We start from the raw sequence: 23,938 nt of genomic DNA on the forward strand, positions 1-23,938 counted from the left end.
CGGCGCCGAGGGACGCGGGCCGGCGCCGAGGGACGCGGGGTGCAGGCCGGCCCGCGCGGGGCCTTGGCGCGGGCCGGCCCTGCTGATGCGAGGCGCGGGGGCTCGCCGGGTGCCTCGCGGACAGCCTCGGCGAGATCCCGCGGTCGCTCAACGGGCCGGCTCGGCGCGGGGGTTGCCCGTCGTCAAGAAGGTGCCCAGGGTCGTCAGTGCCGCGAGCGCGGCGGCCCCGGCTATGGTGCCGGCGAGCCAGGGCGGGGCCAGGGTCGCCGTCTCCAGGTGCGCCGGGGCGGGCAGACCGAAGCGACCGCCGAGTGCCTGGCCCACGGCCAGCACGGCCGTGACCCCGGCGGCGGCCGTCGCCGCGACGAGCCGGACCGGCGCCGACCGTGCCGTCAGCGCGAGGGCCAGCAGCCCGCACAGCGCCGAGGCGAGCAGGGTGGCCCCGAGTGCCCCCTGGGCCAGCTCGGTCCAGTACCGCGGGGCGTGCGCCACCCCGCACAGGAGGACCAGCAGCGCGGCGCCCCGCGCGGCCCACCCGGCGACCGCCGGGCCCCGTACGTCACCGGCGCGTCCGGCATGCTCCCTGACCAACCGCCTCCTCCGCGACCGCACCCCGGCGGACCGCTCTCCGGCAGACTGTTCATGAGTGGACCGACCTTGAGCGGACCGATCGCCGGCGGACCGTTCTCCGGCGGACCCTTCCTCAGTCGACCGCTGCGTGCCCCGCGGCGGCCGCAGGCCCTGCCACACGGGCGCGGCCGACCCGGGTGGGGCCAGCGCTGGCCCGGCCGACGCAGGGGCGGCAGGCCCAGGCCCGGCAGGCCGGGGCGCGGATGCGGCAGGCCCGGGCGCGGGTGCGGCAGGCCCAAGCGCGGCAGGCCCGGATGCGGGTGCGAGGGCAGCCGACGCGGGCGCAGGTGCGGGCGGCACGGGCGCGGCGGGCGCGCGTGCGGGCGCAGGTGCGGCCGGCACAGGTGCGGCCGCGTCGGGGAGTGGGCCGTCGGCGCCCCTGCGGTCCGCGGCCAGGCGGCCGATCAGCTCGGCGAGTTCCTCGACCGGCCGGTGTACCGCCACCGCCCGCACGGCCTCCTCCCCGCAGTGCGGTTCGACCGGTGTGCGGTGCAGCAGCTGCACCAGCCGGGAGACGTCCTCCAAGGGACGGCTCTCGGCCGCCGCCCGGATCGCTTCGTCGGCGCTGCCGCTTCCCCGGGGCGGCTTGGTCAGCAGCGTCACCAGGCGGGTGACGTCCTCCACGGACCGGTCGACCCCGATCGCGCGCAGGGCGTGGACGGTGGTCCGGGCGTGCTCGGGTGAGCTTTCCAACAGCGTGATCAGCCGGACGACGTCCTCCAGCGGGCGGTCGGTGACGGCCGCCCGTACCAGGCCGCTCAAGGGGTCGCCGTACGCGGGATCGGCCGGGCCGGCCGTCTGCGGAACGCCGGGAAGCTCCTCGGGGGGCCGCCCGGGCAGCGTCATGAGCTGAGGGGCCGGAGTGGGGACGACGGTGGCGGCGGGTGCCGGGGGTATCAGCGAGTCGTCGGGACGGGGGAACGAAGAGCGGGTGGTCATCTCGGCTCCAGGGGAGGGATGCGGCCGCGCGTGCGCTCCCGTGTGCGGCCGCGGTATTACGCAGTCCATTACTAGGAGCGGGTCCGGTGCCACGCCACTCGGGTGGGGCGCTGGTGTGACGGCCGGGGGCGGCCCGGGGGCGGCCCTGCCGAGCCCGCACTTTCCTGCCTCCGCCCAGGTGCGTTCCGCGCCGCTGGTGGCGCATTCTTGCTGTGTCATCCATGCGGAGGCGCACGGGACGAGGTAGGGCCGATGGCTGGGACCGGCGAGCAGGTGGTCCGGAGGCGGGCCCGGCTGGCCGCGCTGCTGGCCGACGCGTCGACCGGCGCGCTCGATACGGCCGGCGGGCGGGTCTCCGGCGTGTACCTGCGGTCCAGCACCCCGGGCATGCTGCGCCTCGCGGTGCTGGTGGGACTGCCCGGCCAGCTGTTCAGGCCCTGGTGGCGGCTGCACGTCGGCCGCCCCTTCCCGGTCGCCGACGCCTACCGGCTCGGGGTGCAGGTGGTCCTGTCGAACGCCACCGAGACGATGCGCCGGTATCCGCAGCTGGCGGCCGGTCTGCCGTTCCAGTTCGGCTCGGTGCACGTACCCGTGCCGGGCGGGGCCGAACGGCTGGGGGTGATCACGGTGCTGCGCCCGGCGGTGCAGGACGCCGTGGACGGGTTCATGGACCGGGACCTGCTCTCCAGGCTGGCCGAGGGACTGGGCGCCGAGCTGCTCGCCCTGGCCGACGGGGACGAGGACGCCATCCTCTGGGACGGCGAACCGCTGTGCGTGCGGCCGCCCGCGAAGCTGCCCGCGCAGGCCACCGCAGGACGTTTCCACTGGGACCCGGCGACCTCCGCGGTGCGCGCGGACGACCGGCTGAACGCCCTGCTGGGCCTCTGCCCCGGCGAGTTCCAGGGCACGGAGAAGGAGCTGGCGGACGCCGTGGCGCCGGGCGACGCGCACCGGATCCTGGCCGCGCTGCACGAAACGGCCGCCGGAGAGCCGCCGAGCACTCCGCTGGACGTGCGGTCCCAGGTGGGCACCCCGCGTTTGCTGGACCTCTGGCCCGCCGGGGTCCACGGTGCCGCGCCCGCCGTCGGCGGGGTGGTCTTCGACCCCGGCCCCTCGGCCTCCGGGGACGGCGCCGCCGACCTGCTGCCGCAGGGCGTGTTCTGCGTGGACCGGCTGGGTCTGATCGTGTACGTCAACCCGGCCGCCGCCCGGCTCGCGGGCCGGGAGCGGGAGGAACTGCTCGGGCACGCGCTGTGGGAGGCGATCCCGTGGCTGACCGGGCCGCCGTACGACGACCATCTGCGCGGCGCACTGGTCACCCGGGACCCGGTGCACTTCCATGTCCAGCGGCCGTCCGCCGACGGGGGCCTCTCCGCCGAGGGCGACTGGCTGGCCGTGTCGGTGCACCCCGGCGAGGACCTGCTGACGTGCACGCTGGTCCCGGCCAGCCGGGTGGAGAGCACGCCGGAGCCGGTTCCCGAGGTGCACGTCCCGGAGGACGCGGTGGCGGCCCCCGCGATGACGCCGTTGTACCGGCCGATCGCACTGGCCATCGCGCTGACGGACGCGGTGACCGCCCGGCAGGTCTCCGCTGTGGTCATGCAGGAGCTGCTGCCCGCGTTCGGCGGCCGGCGCCTGGCCATCTACCTGCTCCAGGAACGGCATCTCTACCTGGCCTGGGAGACCGGGTTCCCGCACGGGTTCCTCGCCCCGTTCGAGGGCGTCGGTCTCGATGCCCACCTGCCCGGCGTGGAGACCCTGACCACGGGCCGGCCGCTGTTCTTCGAGTCCATGGAGCAGCTGGCAGGGGCGTACCCCGGGATCGCTCTGGACGCCCACGAGGGCGCCCGTGCCTTCCTGCCGCTGATCGCCTCGGGCCGGCCGGTCGGTTCGTGCATCCTCGGCTTCGACCGCGCCCGTCCCTTCAGCACGGAGGAACGTACGGTGCTCACCGCGCTCGCCGGGCTGATCGCGCACGCGATGGAGCGGGCGCAGCGTTACGACAGTGAGGCGGCCCTCGCCCGCGGGCTGCAGCAGGCTCTGCTGCCCCGCCGGCTCTCGGCGCATCCGCGGGTGGAGACGGCGGGCCGTTATCTGCCGGGCACGCAGGGCATGGACGTGGGCGGTGACTGGTACGACGTGCTGGAGGCCGGGGAGGGGCTGGCGCTGGTCATCGGTGACGTGCAGGGGCACGGGGTGCAGGCTGCGGCCACCATGGGCCAGCTGCGCAGCGCCGTGCGGGCGTTCGCGCTGGGGGACCGGCCGCCCGACGAGGTGCTCAGTGGTACGAACCACCTGCTGATCGATCTGGACCCGGGTCAGTTCGCCAGCTGCTGCTATCTGCGCCTCGACCCGGTCACCGGCCGGGCCAGGATCGCCCGGGCGGGGCATCCGCCGCCGCTGCTGCGCTCCCCCGACGGAAGCACCCGGCTGCTGGACGTCCCGGGCGGTGTCGTCCTCGGGGTGGACGCGCAGGCCCGGTACCCGGTCACCGAGGTGCTGCTGGAGCCGGACGCGATCCTCGCCCTGTACACGGACGGGCTGGTCGAGCGGCCGGGCGCGGACATCGACGAGGGCATCACGGCGCTGCGGCTGGCGCTGTCCAGGGCCGGGGGTACCGCCCGGCGCGGTGGGCGGTCCCTGGCCGGGGTCGCGGACCGGCTGACGGCCACCGCCCGGCACGCCACCGACCGCCCCGACGACGTGGCTCTCCTCCTCGCCGCACGCCGCCGGTCAGCGGCCGTCGCCTCGGGTGACGGTCTCGCCTGACGGCGCCGGGCAGTGTAGACATGGGCTCATGGTGCGACTGCCCGGCCGGCCCGCGACCCGGCCGCCCCGTTCTTCCGGGCAGCCACGCGCACCGCGCGCCCGGCCGCGGCAGCGACGCGGCACGGGCGGCAGTCGGCCCGGATTCCTCCGGTCGGCGGTGACCGGGCGCAGCGTGGCCGGACAGGTGTTCCTGCTCCAGGTGGTGATCGTGCTGCTGCTGATCGTCTCGGCCGTGGTGGCGCAGGTGCTCCAGGTGCGGCGGGACACGGACACCGAGGCGACCAGACGCTCCCTCGCCGTGGCAGAGACGTTCGCGAACGCGCCGGGTACGGCCGCCGCGCTGCGCTCGCCCGACCCCACGGCCGTGCTGCAACCGCGCGCGGAGGCCGCCCGCGAGGCGACCGGCGTGGACTTCCTCGTGGTGATGGACACGGACGGCATCCGCTACACGCATCCCAAGACGGACCGTATCGGCAAGAAGTTCGTGGGCAACATCGCCCCGGCCCTGGCCGGCGACACGGTCATCGAGCACATCACCGGCACCCTCGGCCCGCTGGTGCAGGTCGTGGTGCCGGTGAAGGACGCCGGCGGCAAGGTGGTCGGCCTGGTCTCGGCGGGTATCACCACCGCGCACGTGGGCGGCGCCGCCCAGGAGCAGCTGCCGCTGCTGCTCGCGGCCTCGGCCACCGCGCTCGCGCTGGCGACCGCGGGCACCGCGCTGGTCAGCAGGCGCCTGCTGCGCCAGACGCACGGGCTCGGACCGTACGAGATGACCCGGATGTACGAGCACCATGACGCGGTGCTGCACGCGGTCCGGGAGGGCGTGCTGATCGTCAGCGGCGACGGCCGGCTGCTGCTCGCCAACGACGAGGCGCACCGGCTGCTGAACCTGCCCGCGGACGCCGAGCGCCGGCACGTGCAGGAACTGGGCCTGGACGACGACACGGCGGGGCTGCTGGTCTCCGGGCGCATCGCCACGGACGAGGTGCACCTGGTCAAGGACCGTCTGCTGGCCATCAACCAGCGGCCCACCGACCTGCGCGGCGGGCCGCCCGGCAGTGTCACCACGCTGCGCGACTCCACCGAGCTGCGCGCCCTGTCCGGCCGTGCGGAGGTGGCCCGGGAACGGCTGAACATGCTGTACGACGCGGGGGTGGGCATCGGCACCAGTCTGGACGTGACCCGGACCGCCGAGGAGCTGGCGCGGCTGGCGGTGCCGCGGTTCGCGGACTTCGCGACGGTGGACCTGTTCGACGCGGTGCTGAGCGGCGAGGAGCCGCGGCCGGGGACCTCGCTGCGGCGCGCGGCCTGTGCCGGCGTGCGCCAGGACGCCCCGCTGTACCCGGTCGGCGAGCGGATCCGGTTCGTGGCGACCTCGCCGCAGGCCCGGGCCCTGACGACCGGGCAGTCGGTGACGGCGTCGCGGCTGCGCGACGAGCCCGGCTGGCGCGCGCAGGACCTGGAGCGCACCGACCAGGTGCTGGCGTACGGCATCCACTCGCTGATCACCGTGCCGTTGCGGGCGGGCAGCCTGGTGCTGGGGGTGGCGAGTTTCTGGCGGTCCGAGCGGCCGCAGCCGTTCGACAGTGAGGAACTGGCCCTGGCGGAGGAGCTGGTGGCGCGGGCCGCGGTGTCCATCGACAACGCGCGCCGGTACACGCGCGAGCACAGCATGGCGGTCACGCTGCAGCGCAGCCTGCTGCCGCGGAATCTGCCGGAGCAGGACGCCCTGGACATCGCCTACCGCTATCTGCCGGCCCAGTCGGGGGTGGGCGGTGACTGGTTCGACGTGCTGCCGCTGTCCGGTGCCCGGGTGGCGCTCGTCGTCGGTGACGTCGTGGGGCACGGGCTGCACGCGGCGGCGACGATGGGCCGGCTGCGGACCGCCGTGCACAATTTCGCGTCCCTGGATCTGCCGCCCGACGAACTCCTCGGCCTGCTGGACGAGGTGGTCGGGCGGATCGACCAGGACGAGACCGCGGCGGCGGGCTCGGCCATGGTCACGGGTGCGACCTGTCTGTATGCGATCTACGACCCGGTGTCCCGGCTGTGCACCGTCGCCCGGGCGGGTCATCCGCCGCCCGCCCTGGTGGGGCCCGACGGCGCCGTGGAGTTCCTGGACGTGCCGGCGGGACCGCCGCTGGGTCTGGGCGGGCTGCCGTTCGACACGGCGGAGCTGGAGCTGGCGGAGGGCAGCCGGCTGGTGCTGTACACCGACGGCCTGGTGGAGGACCGGGAGCGGGACATCGACGAGGGGCTCGGCATGCTGAGCGACGCCCTGCGCCGGACACCGGGTGCCTCGCCCGAGGACACCTGCCGTACCGTGCTGGACCGGCTCCCGGCCCGGCCGAGCGACGACGTGGCGCTGATCGTCGCCCGGACCAGGGAGCTGGGCGGCGACCGGGTCGCACAGTGGCAGGTGCCGTCCGAGCCGGCGGCCGTGTCGGAGGTGCGGGGCTCGGTGACCCGGAAGCTCGCGGACTGGGGTCTGGAGGAGCTGGTGTTCACGACGGAGCTGATCCTGAGCGAGCTGGTCACCAACGCCATCCGCTACGGGCGCGCTCCGATCGGGGTACGGCTGCTCCGTGACCGCACGCTGATCTGCGAGGTCTCCGACGGCAGCACGACCTCGCCGCACCTGCGGTACGCGGCGAGCACCGACGAGGGCGGCCGGGGACTGTTCCTGGTCGCGCAGCTCGCGGAGCGGTGGGGCACCCGTTACACCCCGCACGGCAAGGTCATCTGGGCGGAGCAGCCGCTGCCCTGAGCGCCGGTGCCGGCCCTGTTCCGGCCTCGACGCACAAACATGTTGAGGACACGACAGGCGTTGGGTGATGATCACCCTCATGTTCTCGCGCAGGAGTCCCCGCCCCAAGTCCCCCGTACTCCGCAAGGCCTGGGAGTCGCTGGATTCCGGGGACGTCCCCGGGGCGCTTCGGCAGTTGCGGGCGGCGGGCGAGGAGCAGCCGCTCGGAGAGGTCGCCCTCGTGGTGCGGCGGGCCGCGGACTCGGTGGGCTTCGACGACCTCGCCAGGGCCGCGGCGGCACTCACCGCCGAACCCGGACGGGCCCAGGCGCTCTACGACTTCGGGTACGCGTGCGTCGAACGCGACGTGCCGTACCTGGCGATCCCCGCGCTGCGCGGGGCGTTGCGCCGGGCCGAGGGCTCGCTCACCGTGCTGCGGGAGCTGGTGTCGGCGTACGAGCGCGAGGGCCGGCACGGTGAGGCGGTCACCGAACTCGCCCGTCGCGAGGGGACCTTCCAGGACTGGCCGGACCGATACCTGCTGGTGTTCAACGCCGTACTGGCGGGTGATCTGGAGCTGGCCCGGCGACAGCACGCGCTGCTGCCCGACCCCGAGGACTCGATGTGGCAGGGGGCCCGGGAGCGGCAGAACCGCGTGCTGGAGCGGGCGGCCGACGCGGAGCGGGCGGGCTCGCTCGATCTGACGGATCTGCGCGGCTGGCAGTACGTGATCGGCGGTACCGTGCTCGGCACGCTGTCCCCGTACGGGTTCACGGCGGGCATGAACGGGCGCTGGGCCTGGGTGCAGGACAGCCCCGGGCAGTGCCTGCGGGGCCTGCTGCGGCTGCGGGCGCTGCTGGCGGCGGCCGAGGTGCGGCCCCGTTCCGTGTCGCTGCTGCCCGACCGGGACTCGCAGATCCTGGGCCTCGCCGCGGCCGAGGTGCTCGGCCTGCCGGCCGAGCCGTTCGAGGCGGACCGGCAGGACACGGTGGTCGTCGCCTACGACCTCGACGGGCTCGCGGTGCACGACGGCGGGCCCGAACTCGTCGGCAGTCTCTTTGGACGCACCCCCGGTCAGGTGCTGCACGCGCACGCGAGCTGCTGGACGGACCCGCCCGCGATCACGCCGGACAGCGTGGGGCTGTTGCACCAGTCCGTCGTGGCGCCCTGGGGTGAGCAGTTGGCCCAGGGCCCGGACGGCGGTGTGCGGCGGGGGCCGGCCGACGACCGGCCGGCGGCGGAGATCGCCGCCGGGATCGTGGGTGCCGACCCGGCGCCGGACCCCGGGGACGGGGAGGGCCCGGCGGACGACGACGCCGGGTTCACCGCGTTCGCCACGGCCGTCAGGGACACGTGGCTGCGCGGCGACCGGGCGCGGGTGCGGTCCGCCGGGCCCGTTCCGGGCTCGCGGTTCGCCTGACCGGAGCGGTCAGCCGCCGTTCAGCCGTGCGCGGAGCAGCTGCTTGCCCAGCTCGGCGCCCTTGCGGCTGTCGGACTGGGCCTTGCGGAACAGGTCCACGACCTCGCTGTCCTTGTCCCGCTCGGCGTCCTGGATGTACTGCTCCAGGCGCAGTGCGTTGCTCAGGCACGCCTCGACGTACCAGATCAGATTGTAGTCCTTGTCGCGGGTGCCGGTGACGTCGCCGGTCTCGCTTGTGCTGGTCATCCGGGGTCTCCTCCTTCTGTCGACCCTATGTGGATTCCGCTTCCGGAAGCCCCCGGGTACCCGTGCGACCTGCCCCTACTCGTCGATCACCGCGCCGAACCGGGCCGCGTGGGCGGGGGCCGCCGAGGGCGCCCGCGCCGTAGGACCGGGATCCGTCGGCGAGCAGCCCGTTGCCGCCGGCCGGGAGCAGCCAGACCATGCCGTCGCCCGCGTTCCCGGCGGGCGCCGCGGCCACCGGCTCGCCGCGCCCGCGTCGGCGACGGTGCCCACGTCCTCGCCGGGCGCGCCGACGGCCACGTCCGCGTAGCCGTCACCGCCGACGTCGGCCACGGACAGGTCGGAGCCCCAGGCGTCGCCCTGCTCCGCGGCGCCGGGAGGTTGTTGCTGGACATGTCCCATACCCCGGTGGGTGATTGACGATGTGTCAGCCCTGCCGGGGGGTTCAGCCGAGGGCGCGGTCCAGGTTGAACGCGGCGCTGATCAGGGAAAGATGGGTGAACGCCTGCGGGAAGTTTCCCTGTTGCTCGCCGGTGCGGCCGATCTCCTCGGCGTACAGGCCGAGATGGTTGGCGTAGGTGAGCATCTTCTCGAACGCCAGCCGTGCTTCGTCGACACGGCCGGCCCGGACGAGGGCCTCCACGTACCAGAACGAGCAGATGGAGAAGGTGCCCTCGTCGCCGCGCAGGCCGTCGGGGCTGGCCTGCGGGTCGTACCGGTAGACGAGGGAGTCGGAGACCAGGTCCTCGGTGAGGGCGTCGAGGGTGGAGAGCCACTTGGGGTCGGTGGGGGCGATGAACTTGGCGAGCGGCATCATCAGTACCGAGGCGTCGAGGACGTCGGCGTCCTCGTACTGCATGAAGGCGCCCCGGCGCTCCGACCAGCCGCGGTCCATGATCCGCCGGTAGATGGTGTCCCGGGCCTGGCGCCAGCGCCGGTGGTCGGCGGGCAGCCCGCGGTGGTTGGCGAGGCGGATGGCACGCTCGATCGCCACCCAGCACATCAGCCGCGAGTACAGGAAGTTCTTGCGGCCGCCGCGGGTCTCCCAGACGCCCTCGTCGGGCTGGTCCCAGTTGTCGCACACCCAGTCGACCAGCCGGCACAGGTCGTCCCACTGACCGCTGGAGATGGGTTCGGCCCACTTGTCGTAGAGGTAGACGGAGTCGATCAGGGCGCCGTAGATGTCGAGCTGGAGCTGGTCGGCGGCGGCGTTGCCGACCCGGACCGGGGCCGAGCCCTGGTGGCCCTCCAGGTGCGGCAGCTCGCGTTCCGGCAGGTCGGCCCGGCCGTCGATGCCGTACATGATCTGCAGCGGGCCGGAGGCGGAGCCGTCCCCGGAGCCGAGGCGGGCGGTCAGGAACCTCATGAAGGCCGCGGCCTCGCCGCTGAAGCCGAGCCTGAGCAGCGCGTAGACCGCGAACGCGGCGTCACGGACCCACACGTAGCGGTAGTCCCAGTTGCGCTCGCCGCCCAGCTGTTCGGGCAGGCTGGTGGTGGGCGCGGCGACGATGGCGCCGGTGGGAGCGTAGGTGAGCAGTTTCAGGGTGAGGGCTGAGCGGTGCACCATCTCGCGCCAGCGGCCCCGGTAGCGGGACTGGTGGAGCCACTTCCGCCAGTAGCTGACGGTGGCGTTGAACTCCTGTTCCGCCTCGGCGTGGGCGCAGCCGCGGGGTACGACCTGTTCGCCGAGCTGGTCGAGGGCGAACACCGCCGTCTCGCCCTCGCTGAGCTTGAAGTCGGCGCGCGCGTCGCGGCCGTCGTTCTCCACGGTGACGGTGGAGGTGAGCGCGAGGGACCGCTCGGGAGACTCGAAGACGAGCATGCCGTCCAGGGCGCGCAGGGTGTGCGGGTCGGCGCCGTAGTCGAAGCGCGGGGCGATCAGGGCGTGGAACGGCACGGTGCCGCGCACGCACACCACGCGGCGGATCAGCCGGTGCCGGCTCACCTCGCGCGACCGGTCGCAGCACACGGGCATGAAGTCCTGCACCTCGCCGACGCCGTCCTCCGTGAAGAAGCGGGTGATCAGCACGTTCGTGTCGGGGAAGTAGAACTGCTTGGTGCGCGCCGGTACGGCGGCGGCCAGCTCGAAGCGTCCGCCCCGCTCGGCGTCGAGGATCGCCGCGAAGACGCTGGGCGAATCGAAGGAGGGACAGCAGTACCAGTCGATCGTGCCGTTGGTGCCGACAAGGGCGACACTGCGCAGGTCCCCGATGAGGCCGTGCTCGGCGATGGGCAGGTATCGGGGGCTGGGGACGTCCTGGGCGAACGGCGTCGTGGCCATCGGCGGCCTCCCGGTGAGCTGTGCGGTGACTCCCCCCGCTTACAGTGACTTTATCCGGTTGTATGAGGTTTCTCCGCTTGCGGGGCTTCTTCCCGTATGCGGGGTGTTTTCCAGCTTAGGAGCGAGTGGATTCCCGTGGCGTGGGAAGCCGCTCCTCACCGCCTCCGAGGCGCCTCCGGATGCAGGGTGCGCCGAGGAGGGCAATGGTGAAAGTGTGCCCCGTTCGGAGGCACCGGCACGGATGCGGTCATCCGGACCGAGGAGGAGGCATCATGTCGACATCCACACCCGAAGAGTCCCGGTCGTCGTCCGACGACGTCTGCACCCCGGACGCCCTGCTCCACTCCGCTCCCGCGAGGGACGTCACCCCGGAGGACCTGGTGATGGCGGCGGGCAGGGACGTCACACCGAAGACCCTCGACTGGGCGCGGCGCAAGCTGGAGTCCGAGGGCCCGGCGGCCATCGAGAAGCTGCTGCCCTAGGGCGGTCCGGGGAGTCGGTAGAGGCAGGAACCGAACGGGGAAGCCGGCCGGGCGAGCACGCGCCCGGCCGGTGCCGTGCCCGGGGGCGGGTGGCGACGGCGCGTCCCTCGCCGCTGCCGCCCTCGCCGCTGCCGCCGTCGGCGTCGCCCGGCGCCTTCCTCGTCACCGTGAGGCCGGGGATATTCCACGGTCGCCCATGCCTTCCGCGGGACGCCCGGTGGCTGTCAGACTCCCGGGGTGCCCGACTTCGACTTCGACACGCTCGTCATCGGATCCGGACCCGGCGGCCAGAAGGCCGCCATCGCCGCGGCCAAGCTCGGCCGCCGGGTCGCCGTCGTCGACCGCCCCGACATGCTCGGCGGGGTCTCCCTGCACACCGGCACCATCCCCTCCAAGACGCTGCGCGAGGCCGTGCTCTACCTGACGGGTCTCACCCAGCGCGATCTGTACGGGCAGAGCTACCGGCTGAAGGAGGACATCACCGTCGCCGACCTGACCGCGCGCACCCGGCACGTGGTCGGCCGCGAGGTGGACGTCGTGCGCAGTCAGCTCACCCGCAACCACGTGACCGTGTACTCCGGCACGGCCCGTTTCACCGGCCCGCACACGGTCGCGGTGGCCGAGCAGTCCGGCCGGGAACGGCTGATCGGAGCCGAACACATCGTCATCGCCACCGGCACCCGGCCGGCCCGCCCGGACAGTGTCGAGTTCGACGGGCGGACGATCATGGACTCCGACAACGTGCTCGCGCTGGAGCGGGTGCCGCGCTCCATGGTCATCGTCGGCGCGGGCGTGATCGGCATGGAGTACGCCTCCATGTTCGCCGCGCTGGGCAGCAAGGTGACCGTGGTCGAGAAGCGCCCCGGGATGCTGGACCTGTGCGACGTGGAGATCGTCGAGTCGCTCAAGTACCACTTGCGGGACCTCGCCGTCACCTTCCGGTTCGGGGAGACCGTCGCCGCCGTCGAACGCCATGCCCGGGGCACGCTCACGGTGCTCGAGAGCGGCAAGAAGATACCCGCGGACACGGTGATGTACTCGGCGGGCCGCCAGGGCCTCACCGCCGGCCTCGATCTGGAGCGGGCCGGCCTCACGGCGGACCCGCGCGGCCGGATCCGGGTGGACGAGCACTATCGCACCGAGGTCGCGCACATCTACGCCGTCGGTGACGTCATCGGCTTCCCCGCGCTCGCGGCGACCTCCATGGAGCAGGGCCGGGCCGCGGCGTACCACGCGTGCGGGGAGCCGGTGGGGCGCATGCACCAGCTCCAGCCGATCGGCATCTACACGATCCCCGAGATCAGCTTCGTGGGCCGCACCGAGGACCAGCTCACCGAGGACCGGGTGCCCTTCGAGGTGGGCGTGGCCCGGTACCGGGAGCTGGCCCGGGGCCAGATCATCGGTGACTCCCACGGCATGCTGAAACTCCTGGTGTCACCGGCGGACCGCACCCTGCTCGGCGTGCACTGCTTCGGCTCGGGCGCGACGGAACTCATTCACATCGGCCAGTCCGTGATGGGCTGCGGCGGCACGGTCGACTACCTGGTCGACGCGGTGTTCAACTATCCGACCCTGGCGGAGTCGTACAAGGTCGCCGCCCTGGACGCCACGAACAAGCTCCGCCAGCTCGACCACCTGACCGACTGAGGTCTCCGAGGAACGCAAGGGCGAACTCGGAGCCAGACCGCAGGCCGGGCCCCCAAGGGCGCGCGGGGAACTCGGGGGCAGGCCGCAGGCCGGGCCCCCAAGGGCGCGCGGGCGACTCGGGAGCAGGCCGCAGGCCGGGCCCCCGAGGGGCGCGGGGAACTGCGCGACCAGCCACCCACGGCCCGCAGCCGCCGAACCGGCACCACCCCTACGGCGCTGCGCGCCCCGGCTCCTCCACCACATGCACGGCCGCCTCCTCCGCCCCCGCCGCTCCCCCGTCCACACCCACGTCCTCGGCGACCTCCTCCTTGGTCGTGTCGGCGTGCGCGCCCTCGTCCGGCGCGACGAGCCGGCCGGCCCGAACGGCGCCGGCCTCGGGGTCGACCGGCTCACCCTCGCCACCGGGGAGGTCGCCGATCTCGTCACCGGCCGGTGCGCTCACGTCGGGAACCTCCTGGCCGAGCCGTTCGTCCAGGGTCTCGCCCTCGCGCTGTTCGGCGGCGGTGGTGCCGTGCTTGGTGACCCCGAGGGGACGTTCGGGCGGGGAGTAGCCCTCGTCGAGCATCTCGTCGTAGGTGCGCTCACCGACCGCGTCCTGCAGGTCCAGGGGCCCGGCGTCCTCCTGCTCCTCGTTGTTGCCGGTGGGCTGGTAGGCGTCGTCCGCCATGGGGGTCTGCTCGGCCTGCTCGTCGCTCATGGTCGCCTCCCTAGGGGTACGCGGGCGGTCCTGGTCCGCGTTTCCCACAGGCGGATCATTAACCCCGCCGACCGCTCGGACAGCTCCGATCCGACAGGTCCCCGCCCTCGCGTACGGGCCGGCCCTGACCCGCTCCTGCCGCGTCAGGGAGCCGCGGACGCGGTGCCGGGCCGGGGCTTGGTCCGGCCGGGCGGGGAGGGACGGAGCGGGATCAGGGGCGGCCGCCGCAGGAGGTGGTGTCTCCTCCTTCGGTGCCGCGCCCCACAGCCTTGTGCCTTGGATTCGTAGCTGCAATCCATGTGCAGTAAAGCCCGTGGCAGACCTTCCCCATGGGCGGGGAAAACCACCCGCCGTGCGGCCGGGCAAACCGGGCGGCCAGGCGCTACAGCCCCCGACAACCCGCCAGTCCGCCAATCCGCCAATCCGGCGCTCCCGGCGCTCCCGACAACCCGCCGGACCGCCAACCCACGCGACCCGGCACCCGGCACCCGGCACCCGGCACCCGGAGTCATGGTCCGGCGCCCGGTACGGCGTAGTACAGCCGCACCGCACCGATCCGCGCCGCGTGCCAGCCACGGGCGTATCCGGGCGGCGCGGCGGACCCCCCCTTCCGCATCAGCGTGGCGACCGGGATCCGCAGGGCGGTCCGGGCGATGCCGCCCGCCGTGGCGTTGGCGTTGGGACCGCTCGTGGCGGCCGAGGAGCAGCCGGTGTAGAAGGCGACGGGCACCGCCTCGTGCCCGGTGAGCAGGCAGGGCGGGCGGACGCCCAGGCGGTGCAGCCCGGACGCGGTACGGGACCAGACCGCGTGGGCGGCCGTGGTGCCGTGGACCGTGTGCGCGAGCACGGCCAGTTGCCCGGCCAGGTGGGCGGCGAAGGCGGCCCCGAGCAGCGCCACGACGGCCGGGCGCCGGGACGGGCGGACGGCCGTCGGCACGTGGACGAGCCCGTCGGCGACCGGGACGGCGAGCAGGGCGTAGGCGGGCAGCAGGAAGCGGGGTGCCGCGTAGCCGATCAGGAACAGGTAGGGGAACGCGGCCGTCGCCGCGCAGGCGAGCGGCAGCGCCGTGGCCCCGGTGCGCCGGGCGCGGACCGCGACGGCCAGTCCGAGCGCGGCGAGCAGCGGCAGCGCGTACCACCAGACGGTGACCAGGGGGTGGGGCAGGCCGCCGGTGCAGGGCCGGCACAGGGTCCGCCCGGCGAGACTGCGCAACTGGTCGTCGACGGCGAGGTGCCAGCCGAGTCCGCCCTGGATGGCCGAGCCGTCGGACAGCCGGCGCGCGAGGCCGCCGTAGCGCGTGAACGCCTCCACGATCCACTGCGCGGCGCCCACGGCGAGGCCGGCCAGCAGGACGAGCAGCGCGCGCCGGCGGCGGCGTGCCAAGCCCAGGGCGAGCAGCGGCAGGGCCGCCCAGACCGCGTCCACGGGCCGCATCCACGCCATCAGCGCGGCGCTCGCGGCCAGCCCCGCGAGCGGTGCGCGGCCGTCGTCGGCGCGCAGGAAGCAGCCGACGGCGGTGAGGGCGCCCACGGCGACCCAGTAGTTGGGCATGGCCTGCGGGCCGTAGAAGAGTGTCACCCACAGGGAGGCCGAGAGGGCGCCGGCGAGCGCGAGGACGCGGCCCGGGAACAGGCCCCGCCAGGCTCGCAGCGCCACGTACAGGGCGACACCGGACAGCACGGCGAGGAAGATCCGCAGCAGGGCGGTGGAGGACGACCAGGCGGCGACGGGCGCGACGAGCAGGGAGACGCCCCGGGCGCGGGGTGCGCTGAAGAAGGCGGCCGGGGCGTGGGCGCTGACCTGGCTGACGTAGACCGTCTCGTCCCAGCCGAGGCCCATCCGCGGGCCGACGAGGAGGAGTTGGGCGAGGGTGAAGGCGGCTGCGACGGCCGCGAGGGGTGCGGTGGCGCGGGCCGGCGTGCGGTCCGCGGGCGCCGGTAGCGCGCGCCGGAGGCCGGCCCGCGGGGCGTATCTGCTGCCGGTCATCATCACCGCTCTTCCCGACCGCGACCGCTCGCCGCGCCCCTCCCCGGAGCGGAGGCGCGACCCGGATTCGGGAAAATACCCATAAATCATCGAGAATTGCGTGGTTCTCCGGGACGGTACGGCCATCCGGCCGACGGCCCTACGCGCTGTAAGGTTGGGACATGGCTGGCACAGGGTCCCGCGGCAGGGTGGAGCGGCGCAGCGCCGGGGCGCTGGAGAACGAGGTGCTGGCCGTGCTCTGGGCCACCGAACGGCCGCTGACCCCGGCGGAGGTCCAGGCCGGGATAGACGGCGGCCTCGCGTACAACACGGTGCACACGATCCTCAAGCGGCTCTACGACAAGGGCCTGGTGCTGCGCGACGCCGACGGGCGGCGCGGCGCGTACCGGCCGGCCAAGAACGCGGCCCAGCTGACCGCCGAGGCGATGCACGAGGCGCTGGACCGGGGCCCGGACCCGATCGCCGCGCTCCAGCACTTCGTGAGGGGCCTGAGTGCCGAGGAGGAGCGGGCCCTGCGGGCGTTGCTGGCCGATGGTGACTTGTGAGGTTCGCGCGGCAGGCGTGCGGGCCGCGCCCCGGGTGCGGGCCGTCCATGGCTGATCGCACGGCTCCCCGCGCCCCTCGGGCAGGTCCACATGGGGCATGCCTGAGGCGCGCGGGGAGAACTGCGCGAAGCGGCCACGGCCGCGCCCCCGCGGCACTCAGCCACCCACGGCGAAGAGGGGCTCAGCCCCCGTTCGGCGCCCGGTGCACCGGCTGTTCCGGTGCCGGCCGGCGTGCGACGGGTGGTACGGACCGGACCGCCGGCTCGTCCGTGGCGACCGTCACCGGCTCACCGTGGTGACGGAGTGTCAGCGGCTCACCGTCCAGGAGCGCGTACGTCACCTTGTCGGCGCCGATGTCCACGCGCAGCCGGCGCCCGCGGAACTGGACGTGGAAGGCCAGGCGGCGCAGCCGCTCGGGCAGGCGGGGCGCGAAGCGGAGCCGGTCGCCGTCGCGGCGCATGCCGCCGAAGCCGGCGACCAGCGCCATCCAGGTGCCGGCGAGCGAGGCGATGTGGAGCCCGTCGCGGGTGTTGTGCTCCAGGTCCTGGAGGTCCATCAGCGCGGCCTCGGCCGTGTAGGCGTGGGCGAGTTCCAGGTGGCCCGTCTGGGCGGCGATGACGGCCTGGCAGCAGGCGGACAGGGAGGAGTCGCGCACGGTGAGCGGCTCGTAGTAGGCGAAGTTACGGGCGATCTGCTCCTCGTCGTGCTCGCTCTCGAACCAGTCGCCGCACGTGTACATCGCCAGCACCAGGTCGGCCTGCTTGACGACCTGCTTGCGGTAGAGGTCGAAGTAGGGGAAGTGGAGGAGCAGCGGGTACTGGTCGGCGCGGGTGCCGGCGAAGTCCCAGCGCTGGTAGCGGGTGAAGCCGGCGTGCTGCTCGTGGACGCCGAGTTCGGCGTTGAAGGGGATGTGCATGGCGTCGGCGGCGTCCCGCCAGGCCGCGCTCTCCTCCTCGTCCACGCCGAGCCGCCGCGCCTCACGCGGGTGGCGTTCCACGGCGTCGGCCGCGGCGAGCAGGTTCTGACGGGCCATCAGATTGGTGTAGGTGTTGTCGTCGGCGACCGCGCTGTACTCGTCGGGGCCGGTGACGCCGTCGAGGTGGAAGACGCCGTGGGTGTCGTGGTGACCCAGAGACCGCCACAGCCGGGCGGTCTCCACCAGAAGCTCCACGCCGGCCTCCCGCTCGAAGGCGCTGTCGCCGGTGGCCTCGACGTACCGGACGACGGCGTCGGCTATGCCGGCGTTCACGTGGAAGGCGGCGGTGCCGGCCGGCCAGTACGCCGAGCCCTCGGGCCCGGCGATGGTGCGCCAGGGGAACGCGGCCCCGGCGAGCCCCAGCTGGGCGGCGCGTTCGCGGGCCTCGTCCAGGGTGCTGTGCCGCCAGCGCAGGGCTTCGGCGACGGCCTGGGGTGCGGTGTGGGTGAGCACGGGCAGCACGAACATCTCGGTGTCCCAGAACGCGTGGCCGTCGTAGCCGGAGCCGGTCAGCCCCTTCGCCGGGATCGCGCGCCGCTCGGCGCGGGCGCCGGCCTGCAGGACGTGGAAGAGGGCGAACCGGGCAGCCTGCTGGATCTCCTCGTCGCCCTCGACCTCGACGTCGGCGCGGGCCCAGAAGTCGTCCAGGCAGGCCCGCTGGTCGTCGAGCAGGCCCTGCCAGCCGTCGTGCGCGGCGGCGGCGAGCGCGGCGTCGACCTGGTCGGCCATCGCGGGCAGGGACCGGGTGCCGGACCAGCCGTGCGCGACGAGCTTCTCCACCCGCAGGGTCTGTCCGGGCTCCAGGACGGAGGTGACGGTCAGCCGGGCCACGTCGATGCCGCTCTCGCTGCGGCTGGTGGTGCGTTCGGGGCCGGTGACGACGTGGTCGGCGGCCACGGCGACCCGCAGGCCGCTGCGCCGGGTGCGGTGCACGAGCCGCAGCCGGTCGCCGGAGGCGAAGCCGTCCTCCTGCTCCAGCGGTGACTTCAGGGCCTTCGCCGCGCGCGGGTCGCCGTCGGGCTCGGGCAGGCTCTCGTTGGCGACCAGCTCGGACTGGATCACCACCCGGCTGCGGCTGCCGACCGCCTCCACCTCGTACGCCACCGCGGCCACTGCCCGCTGGGTCAGCGAGACCAGCCGGGTGGAGCGCACCCGGACGGTCGAGCCGGCCGGGGAGGTCCACTCACAGGTCCGCTCCAGCACCCCGCGGCGCAGGTCCAGGACGCGTTCATGGCTGACGAGCCGGCCGTAGCGCAGGTCGAACGGCTCGTCGTCGACCAGCAGCCGGAGGATCTTGCCGTTGGTGACGTCGATGACGGTCTGCCCGGACTCCGGGTAGCCGTAGCCGGCTTCCGCGTACGGCAGGGGGTGCACCTCGTGGACGCCGTTGAGGTAGCTGCCGGGCAGGCCGTGGGGTTCGCCCTCGTCCAGGTTGCCGCGCCAGCCGACGTGTCCGTTGGACAGGGCGAACACGGACTCGCTCTGGGCGAGTACGCCGAGGTCCAGCGAGGTCTCCCGCACGGTCCACGGTTCGACGGCGTACGACCGGTCGGTGATCACTGCTTGCCCCCCAGTTCGGCGAGGTCCCGGACGACGGTGTCGGCGCCGTGCGCGTACAGGGCGTCGCGCTGGCCGGCCCGGTCGACCCCGACGACGTACCCGAAACCGCCCGCGCGGCCGGCGTCCATGCCGGCCAGCGCGTCCTCGAAGACGGCCGCACGGGACGCCTCGACGCCGAGGTCGCGGGCGGCGGCGAGGAAGGTGTCGGGGCGGGGCTTGCCCGGCAGCTCCCGCTGCGCGGCGACCACACCGTCGATGCGTACGTCGAAGAAGTGCTCGGCGCCGACGGCGCGCAGCACGTCCCGGCAGTTGGCGCTGGAGGAGACGATCGCGGTGCGCAGCCCTTCGGCGCGGACCGCCTCCAGATAGCGCAGCGTGCCCTCGTAGGCCTCGACGCCGCCGGTGCGGATCTTCTCCAGCAGCAGCTCGTTCTTGCGGTTGCCCAGGCCGTGCACGGTGCGGGCGTCCGGTGGATCGCCGGGGCCGCCCTCGGGCAGGTGGATGCCGCGCGAGTCGAGGAAGGCGCGGACGCCGTCGGCGCGGGGGCGTCCGTCGACGTACTCGTCGTAGTCGGTGACGGTGTCGAAGGGCCGCCCCTGTTCGCCCTCGTAGTCCTGCAGGAACGCGTCGAACGTCTCCTTCCAGGCCGCCGCGTGCACGACGGCCGTCCTGGTGACGACGCCGTCGAGGTCGAAGAGACAGGCCTGGATGGTGTCGGGCAGACCGAGCTGAGTCATACCCAGGACTGTTCCCCGGTCGTCGGCTCCCCAGCGGGTGGCGCACGCCACACATGAGACGAACGGACGGTGACAGACTGTCCGCGTGCCGCTGACCTTCGACGACCTGCTCATCCGGGCCCGCGCCCTGCCCCGGGACGGCCGGCGTGCCCTGCTCGGCATCGCGGGCAGCCCCGGTGCGGGCAAGACGACACTGGCCGAGCACCTGGTGCGGGCGCTGAACGCCGAAGGGCCGCCGTGGGCGGCGCACGTGCCGATGGACGGCTTCCATCTCGCCGACGCCGAACTGGACCGGCTGGAGCGCCGGGACCGCAAGGGCGCACCGGACACCTTCGACGCGGCCGGGTACGCGGCGCTGCTGCGGCGCTTGCGCGAGGAGACCGACGAGGTGGTGTACGCGCCCGGATTCGAGCGGGTGCTGGAGCAGCCGATCGCGGGCGCGGTCCCGGTGCCGCCCGAGGCCCGGCTGGTGGTGACCGAGGGCAACTACCTGCTGGTCTCCGGGGGTTCGTGGGCGCGGGTGCGGCCGTGCCTGGACGAGGTGTGGTTCTGCGAGATCGCCGAGGAGGAGCGGATCCGGCGGCTGCTCGCCCGGCACGAGGAGTTCGGCAAGGCCCGTCCGGCGGCCGTGGCCTGGGTGCTGGGCACCGACCAGCGCAACGCCGACCTGGTCGCGACGACACGGGAGCGGGCGGACCTCGTGGTGCCGGCCACCGCACTGCCGCCCGCCGCGTGTTCCGAAGGCTGACGCCTCGGCCGCCGCACCACCCCACGCCGGAGGCCGGCCGGGAACGAGCGTGGCCGGGCGGGGGCACGACGGTGGCGGGGCCAGACACGGCGGTGACCGGGCCGGGAACGAGGTGGCGGGGCCGGGCACGAGCGTGACCGGGCCGCGCACGACGGTGGCCGGGCCGCGCACGACGGTGGCGGGAGTACGCCGGTGGCGGGCTCCGGTCCGTTCCGCGGGCAGGGCGGTCCGCAGACCGGGAGCAGGCCGGTGGCCGGCTCCGGTCCGTCCGGCTGGGCGGTTCACCTGGATCACGGTGAACCACGACCGGCTGCCGCGCGTACCCGTGTGCACGGCAGAAGGTCTGCCGGTACGACTCGTGCAGCGGTGACGTCTCCGGTGGCGGGAGCGGTGCGACAGTAGGGCCATGATCAAGCCCCCGAGCGCTTCCGCCGCCGTACGGCCGGTGCCACCCCGAGGCGGATGATGGCGCGCGAACAGCACTTGGTCCTCGCACCCGAGGCTCCCGCCGCGAGGCAGGCACGGACGGTCCACGCCCGGCTGCACGCCCGGCTGCGCCGGCACCGGCGCCTGCTGCTGCCGCTCCTCGTCGTGCTGCTGCTGGCGCAGATGGCGGCGGCGATGGTCACCACGGCCGTCCAGCAGACCCCCACCGTCGACGAGCCGGTGTACGTCGCGACGGCCGCCGACTACCTGCACGAGCACCGGCTGCGCTACAACCCCGAGCACCCGCCGCTGGGCAAGCTGCTGATCGCGGCCGGGGTGGCGGTGGCGGACCCGCACTACGACCCCTCGTACCGCGGCAATCAGGGCCAGGTGGGCCGGCATCTGCTGTACGCGTCGGGCAACGACCCCTGGCGGCTGATGTTCTGGGCTCGGCTGCCGGTGATCGTGCTGACGCTGCTGTTCGGGCTGGTCGTGTTCGTCTTCGCCCGGGAGCTGGCCGGTGCGCGGGGTGCCCTGGCGGCCCTCGCCCTCTACACCTTCTCGCCGGACCTGATCGCCCACGGCTCGCTGGCCACGCTGGACGTCCCGGCGGCCGGGTTCGTGCTGACGTCGGCCTGGCTGGTGTGGCGGGCCCGGCGCCGGCCCGCCCTGTATCTCCCGGCGGCGGGGGCCGCGCTGGGGGCGGCCGTGGCCACCAAGATGAGCGCGCTGCCGGCGGTGCCGGTGCTGATGACGCTGGCGGCGGTGTCGGTGACGGCGGCACGTCGGTCCGGGCCGCCGGCACAGGACCGGACGCCCGCACCGTCCCGACCGGCCGGCGAACAGGACCGGACGCCCGCACCGTCCCCACCGGCCGGCGAACAGGCCCGGGTGACCGGTGCCCGGGGCCGGGCGGCCGGCTTGCTGGACCAGGCGGCCGGCTTGCGGGACCGGGTCACCGGTGGGCGGGACGGGGCGGCCGGCGTGCCGGGCCAAGTGGCCGGTGTGCGCGGGCGGCTGACCGGTGTGCGGGGGCGGGTGACCGTGGCCCAGGCGTGGGGGCGGGCGGTCTTCTGGACGCCCGGCTGCCGGTGGCGGCAGGTGTCCGCGGCGCTCGGGGGCGCGGTCGTCGTGGCGGCCGTGGCGGTCGTCGTCGTATGGGCCGCGTACCTGGCCGTCGACCCCCGGCTGCGGTTCCTGCCCGCCGAGCCGGTGCCCACGCTGCACGGGCTGCGCGGGCGGCTGGTGGAGCTGCTGCCGGTGCCCCCGGCGTACCGGGCCGGGATGCGGGTGCAGTTCCTCCTGGAGGAGCATCCCTGGCAGGGCTTCCTCTTCGGGCACCTGTACACCGGGGCCCTCTGGTACTACCTGCCGGCCGCCCTGCTGGTGAAGACCCCGCTCGGGCTGCTGGCGCTGGGCGCGGCCGGCGTCGCCGTCGTGCTCGTGCTCCGGCGGCTGCGGCCCGCGGCGCCGTACCTGCTGCTGCCGCCCCTGGTGCTGCTGGCGGTGGCGATGACGGGGGCGCGGTGCTTCGGGACCCGTTACGCGCTGTTCGTGCCGATGTTCCTGGCGGTGGCGGCGGCCTGCGTGCTCACGCTGCGCCCGCGGTGGGCGGGGCTGTCGGCCGGTGTGCTGGTGCTGTTCGTGGCGGTGAGTTCGCTGCGGACCTTCCCGTACTACCTGCCGTACGCGAACGAGGTGGCCGGCGGCCCGGCGAACACCCACCGGCTGCTGCACGACGCCAACGTGGACTGGGGGCAGGACCTGGGCCGGCTCGCGGACCGGCTGCGGCGGCAGTACCCGGGCGAGCGGGTATGGCTCGTGTACAAGGGCAGCGGTGTGCCCGCGTACTACGGCATCCACGCCGACGACCCGCGCAAGGTGCCGGCGGAGCGGGTGCACGGGCTGCTGGTGGTGTCGGACTCGTCGGCCGCCAAGGCACGCGGAACGCTCGCCCGGCTGATCGCGAGCAGTCGGCCGGTCGGCGAGGTGGGCCATTCGATCACCCTCTACCGGAGGTGAGCCCCGCACCGTCAACCCCCTGGTCACGGCGGGCGGTGAGCTATGTTGAGTGCTCGTGGCAGAAAAAGGAGGCCGACCGGTGCCCTCGCCGCAGCAGGCACGCGCACAGGCATCAGCGATCACGTCGGGCAAGGCCGTGCCCGAGGCCGAGGCCGCCCCGACCTCCCGGCTCCGGGAACTCTTCGACGGCCCCCGTCTGTCGCCGGGGCAGCGGCGCATCGCCCAGTACCTGATCGAGCACATCACCGAGGCCGCGTTCCTGTCGATCACGGAGCTGGCGGACCGGGTCGGGGTGAGCCAGCCGTCCGTCACGCGCTTCGCCGCGGCCGTCGGGTTCAGCGGCTACCCGGCGCTGCGCGAGAGGCTCCAGTCGATCGCGCTGAGCAGTCTCGCCGGCGGACCCGGCGAGGAGGACCGGGCCAACGAACTGCAGGCGGCCGTGGACGCCGAGATCCAGAACCTGGAGAACCTGCGGCGCGACTTCGCCGACCCCGGCCGGGTGATCCAGGTCGGCCGCGCGCTGTCCCGCTCCACCCCGCTGACGGTGCTGGGCCTGCGCATCTCGGTGTCGCTCGCCGAGTACTTCGGCTACGCCGCCCGCCGCATCCACCCCGATGTACGGCTGGTGACCCGCGGCGGCAGCGTGGCCTACGACGCGCTCCTGCAGTGCCGCGAGGCCGGCGGCACCTGGGTGCTGGCCTTCGCCATGCCCCGGCACTCCCAGGAGACGCTGCAGGCGATCCGGGTGGCGCGCGGTGCCGGTCTGAAGGTCGCCCTCGTGACCGACCTGGCGCTCGGGCCGCTGGCCGACGAGGCCGACGTCACGTTCGCCACCGGCACCGGATCACGGCTGGTCTTCGACTCCTACGCGGCGGCCGGTGTGCTGGCCGCCGCGCTGCTGCAGGCCATGACCGACGCCGATCCGGAACGCACCCAGGCCCGGCTGGAAAAGTACGAGCAGCTGTCCGATCAGCACCAGTTCTTCCTCAGGGACTGAACAGGTCCTCCCCTGCCGGGTGTTACCGGCGGTCATTCCTTCTGTGCCCCTCGGGCAATCGTGAAGATCTTGCAGTCCCCATGCCA

General features: G+C 74.2%; 16 protein-coding genes and 1 pseudogene. 9 read left to right on the forward strand and 8 right to left on the reverse strand.

What is annotated here, in order from left to right; all coding sequences use genetic code 11:
* Positions 1–147: 147 nt before the first annotated feature.
* On the reverse strand, positions 148–1,569 hold the full coding sequence (locus JK359_RS20630; protein WP_236678184.1) for a hypothetical protein: 1,422 nt from the start codon (positions 1,567–1,569) through the stop codon (positions 148–150).
* Positions 1,570–1,821: 252 nt separating this feature from the next.
* On the opposite strand from JK359_RS20630, the gene JK359_RS20635 reads away from it, so the two are divergent.
* The 3 genes from JK359_RS20635 (at position 1,822) to JK359_RS20645 (ending at position 8,504) form a co-directional block, all read left to right on the forward strand.
* A complete protein-coding gene (locus JK359_RS20635; protein ID WP_201837668.1) occupies positions 1,822–4,338 on the forward strand; it encodes a SpoIIE family protein phosphatase in 2,517 nt (838 codons plus the stop codon).
* Between the two features lie 28 nt (positions 4,339–4,366).
* Entirely contained in the window at positions 4,367–7,105 is a 2,739-nt protein-coding gene (locus JK359_RS20640) for a SpoIIE family protein phosphatase (RefSeq protein ID WP_236678185.1), read from the forward strand.
* Positions 7,106–7,184: 79 nt separating this feature from the next.
* A complete protein-coding gene (locus JK359_RS20645; RefSeq protein ID WP_201837959.1) occupies positions 7,185–8,504 on the forward strand; it encodes a hypothetical protein in 1,320 nt (439 codons plus the stop codon).
* A gap of 9 nt (positions 8,505–8,513) precedes the next feature.
* Here JK359_RS20645 and JK359_RS20650 read toward each other — a convergent pair whose 3' ends face one another.
* From JK359_RS20650 to JK359_RS20660, 3 genes and pseudogenes are all read right to left on the reverse strand, one after another.
* Positions 8,514–8,750, reverse strand: a complete 237-nt coding sequence (locus JK359_RS20650; RefSeq protein WP_201837672.1) for a hypothetical protein — start codon at positions 8,748–8,750, stop codon at positions 8,514–8,516.
* 75 nt (positions 8,751–8,825) lie between these two features.
* Positions 8,826–9,125, reverse strand: a pseudogene (locus JK359_RS20655) (FG-GAP repeat protein); the annotation flags it as partial.
* A 67-nt stretch (positions 9,126–9,192) separates the two neighbouring features.
* Entirely contained in the window at positions 9,193–11,028 is a 1,836-nt protein-coding gene (locus tag JK359_RS20660; protein WP_201837674.1) for a glycoside hydrolase family 15 protein, read from the reverse strand.
* Positions 11,029–11,300: 272 nt separating this feature from the next.
* On the opposite strand from JK359_RS20660, the gene JK359_RS20665 reads away from it, so the two are divergent.
* Together JK359_RS20665 and sthA are read left to right on the forward strand one after the other, a co-directional pair.
* Positions 11,301–11,510 carry a hypothetical protein gene (locus tag JK359_RS20665; protein ID WP_201837676.1) on the forward strand — a complete coding sequence of 70 codons (210 nt, stop codon included), beginning with the start codon at positions 11,301–11,303 and terminating at the stop codon, positions 11,508–11,510.
* 237 nt (positions 11,511–11,747) lie between these two features.
* On the forward strand, positions 11,748–13,157 hold the full coding sequence (sthA, locus tag JK359_RS20670) for a Si-specific NAD(P)(+) transhydrogenase (protein ID WP_201837678.1): 1,410 nt from the start codon (positions 11,748–11,750) through the stop codon (positions 13,155–13,157).
* Between the two features lie 208 nt (positions 13,158–13,365).
* Here sthA and JK359_RS20675 read toward each other — a convergent pair whose 3' ends face one another.
* Both JK359_RS20675 and JK359_RS20680 read right to left on the reverse strand, forming a co-directional pair.
* Positions 13,366–13,854, reverse strand: coding sequence for a DUF5709 domain-containing protein (locus JK359_RS20675; RefSeq protein WP_201837680.1), 489 nt, complete (start codon positions 13,852–13,854; stop codon positions 13,366–13,368).
* Between the two features lie 508 nt (positions 13,855–14,362).
* The gene (locus JK359_RS20680; protein ID WP_201837682.1) at positions 14,363–15,841 is read right to left on the reverse strand and encodes a hypothetical protein; all 1,479 of its coding nucleotides are present in this window, start codon (positions 15,839–15,841) and stop codon (positions 14,363–14,365) included.
* Positions 15,842–16,002: 161 nt separating this feature from the next.
* Between JK359_RS20680 and JK359_RS20685 the strand changes: the two genes are divergently transcribed.
* The gene (locus tag JK359_RS20685; RefSeq protein WP_201837684.1) at positions 16,003–16,386 is read left to right on the forward strand and encodes a BlaI/MecI/CopY family transcriptional regulator; all 384 of its coding nucleotides are present in this window, start codon (positions 16,003–16,005) and stop codon (positions 16,384–16,386) included.
* A gap of 181 nt (positions 16,387–16,567) precedes the next feature.
* On the opposite strand, the gene JK359_RS20690 is transcribed toward JK359_RS20685, so the two are convergent.
* Together JK359_RS20690 and JK359_RS20695 are read right to left on the reverse strand one after the other, a co-directional pair.
* Complete coding sequence (locus JK359_RS20690) at positions 16,568–18,922, reverse strand: glycoside hydrolase family 65 protein (protein WP_201837686.1); 2,355 nt, start codon at positions 18,920–18,922, stop codon at positions 16,568–16,570.
* Positions 18,919–19,659 (reverse strand): HAD family hydrolase, encoded by a 741-nt coding sequence (locus JK359_RS20695; RefSeq protein ID WP_201837688.1) that lies wholly within the window; start codon positions 19,657–19,659, stop codon positions 18,919–18,921. The genes JK359_RS20690 and JK359_RS20695 overlap by 4 nt, the downstream gene beginning before the upstream one ends.
* Positions 19,660–19,744: 85 nt before the next feature.
* Between JK359_RS20695 and JK359_RS20700 the strand changes: the two genes are divergently transcribed.
* The 3 genes from JK359_RS20700 (at position 19,745) to JK359_RS20710 (ending at position 23,852) form a co-directional block, all read left to right on the forward strand.
* Entirely contained in the window at positions 19,745–20,407 is a 663-nt protein-coding gene (locus JK359_RS20700) for a nucleoside/nucleotide kinase family protein (protein ID WP_201837690.1), read from the forward strand.
* Between the two features lie 462 nt (positions 20,408–20,869).
* Positions 20,870–22,855: a phospholipid carrier-dependent glycosyltransferase gene (locus JK359_RS20705; RefSeq protein ID WP_201837698.1), complete on the forward strand. Its 1,986-nt coding sequence runs from the start codon at positions 20,870–20,872 to the stop codon at positions 22,853–22,855.
* A gap of 79 nt (positions 22,856–22,934) precedes the next feature.
* A complete protein-coding gene (locus JK359_RS20710; RefSeq protein ID WP_201837700.1) occupies positions 22,935–23,852 on the forward strand; it encodes a MurR/RpiR family transcriptional regulator in 918 nt (305 codons plus the stop codon).
* Positions 23,853–23,938: the final 86 nt, after the last annotated feature.

Origin of the sequence: Streptomyces actinomycinicus, from assembly GCF_016741775.1 — a bacterium.
In the GTDB taxonomy this organism is placed as follows: Bacteria; Actinomycetota; Actinomycetes; order Streptomycetales; family Streptomycetaceae; genus Streptomyces; species Streptomyces actinomycinicus.

Excerpts from the sequence above, each read along its gene's own strand:
- JK359_RS20665 (WP_201837676.1), top strand. The coding sequence starts at position 11,301 with ATGTCGACATCCACACCCGAAGAGTCCCGGTCGTCGTCCGACGACGTC.
- JK359_RS20660 (WP_201837674.1), bottom strand. The coding sequence starts at position 11,028 with ATGGCCACGACGCCGTTCGCCCAGGACGTCCCCAGCCCCCGATACCTG.
- JK359_RS20680 (WP_201837682.1), bottom strand. The coding sequence starts at position 15,841 with ATGACCGGCAGCAGATACGCCCCGCGGGCCGGCCTCCGGCGCGCGCTA.
- JK359_RS20630 (WP_236678184.1), bottom strand. The coding sequence starts at position 1,569 with ATGACCACCCGCTCTTCGTTCCCCCGTCCCGACGACTCGCTGATACCC.
- JK359_RS20675 (WP_201837680.1), bottom strand. The coding sequence starts at position 13,854 with ATGAGCGACGAGCAGGCCGAGCAGACCCCCATGGCGGACGACGCCTAC.
- JK359_RS20685 (WP_201837684.1), top strand. The coding sequence starts at position 16,003 with ATGGCTGGCACAGGGTCCCGCGGCAGGGTGGAGCGGCGCAGCGCCGGG.
- JK359_RS20705 (WP_201837698.1), top strand. The coding sequence starts at position 20,870 with ATGATGGCGCGCGAACAGCACTTGGTCCTCGCACCCGAGGCTCCCGCC.
- JK359_RS20650 (WP_201837672.1), bottom strand. The coding sequence starts at position 8,750 with ATGACCAGCACAAGCGAGACCGGCGACGTCACCGGCACCCGCGACAAG.
- JK359_RS20640 (WP_236678185.1), top strand. The coding sequence starts at position 4,367 with ATGGTGCGACTGCCCGGCCGGCCCGCGACCCGGCCGCCCCGTTCTTCC.
- JK359_RS20695 (WP_201837688.1), bottom strand. The coding sequence starts at position 19,659 with ATGACTCAGCTCGGTCTGCCCGACACCATCCAGGCCTGTCTCTTCGAC.
- JK359_RS20645 (WP_201837959.1), top strand. The coding sequence starts at position 7,185 with ATGTTCTCGCGCAGGAGTCCCCGCCCCAAGTCCCCCGTACTCCGCAAG.
- JK359_RS20635 (WP_201837668.1), top strand. The coding sequence starts at position 1,822 with ATGGCTGGGACCGGCGAGCAGGTGGTCCGGAGGCGGGCCCGGCTGGCC.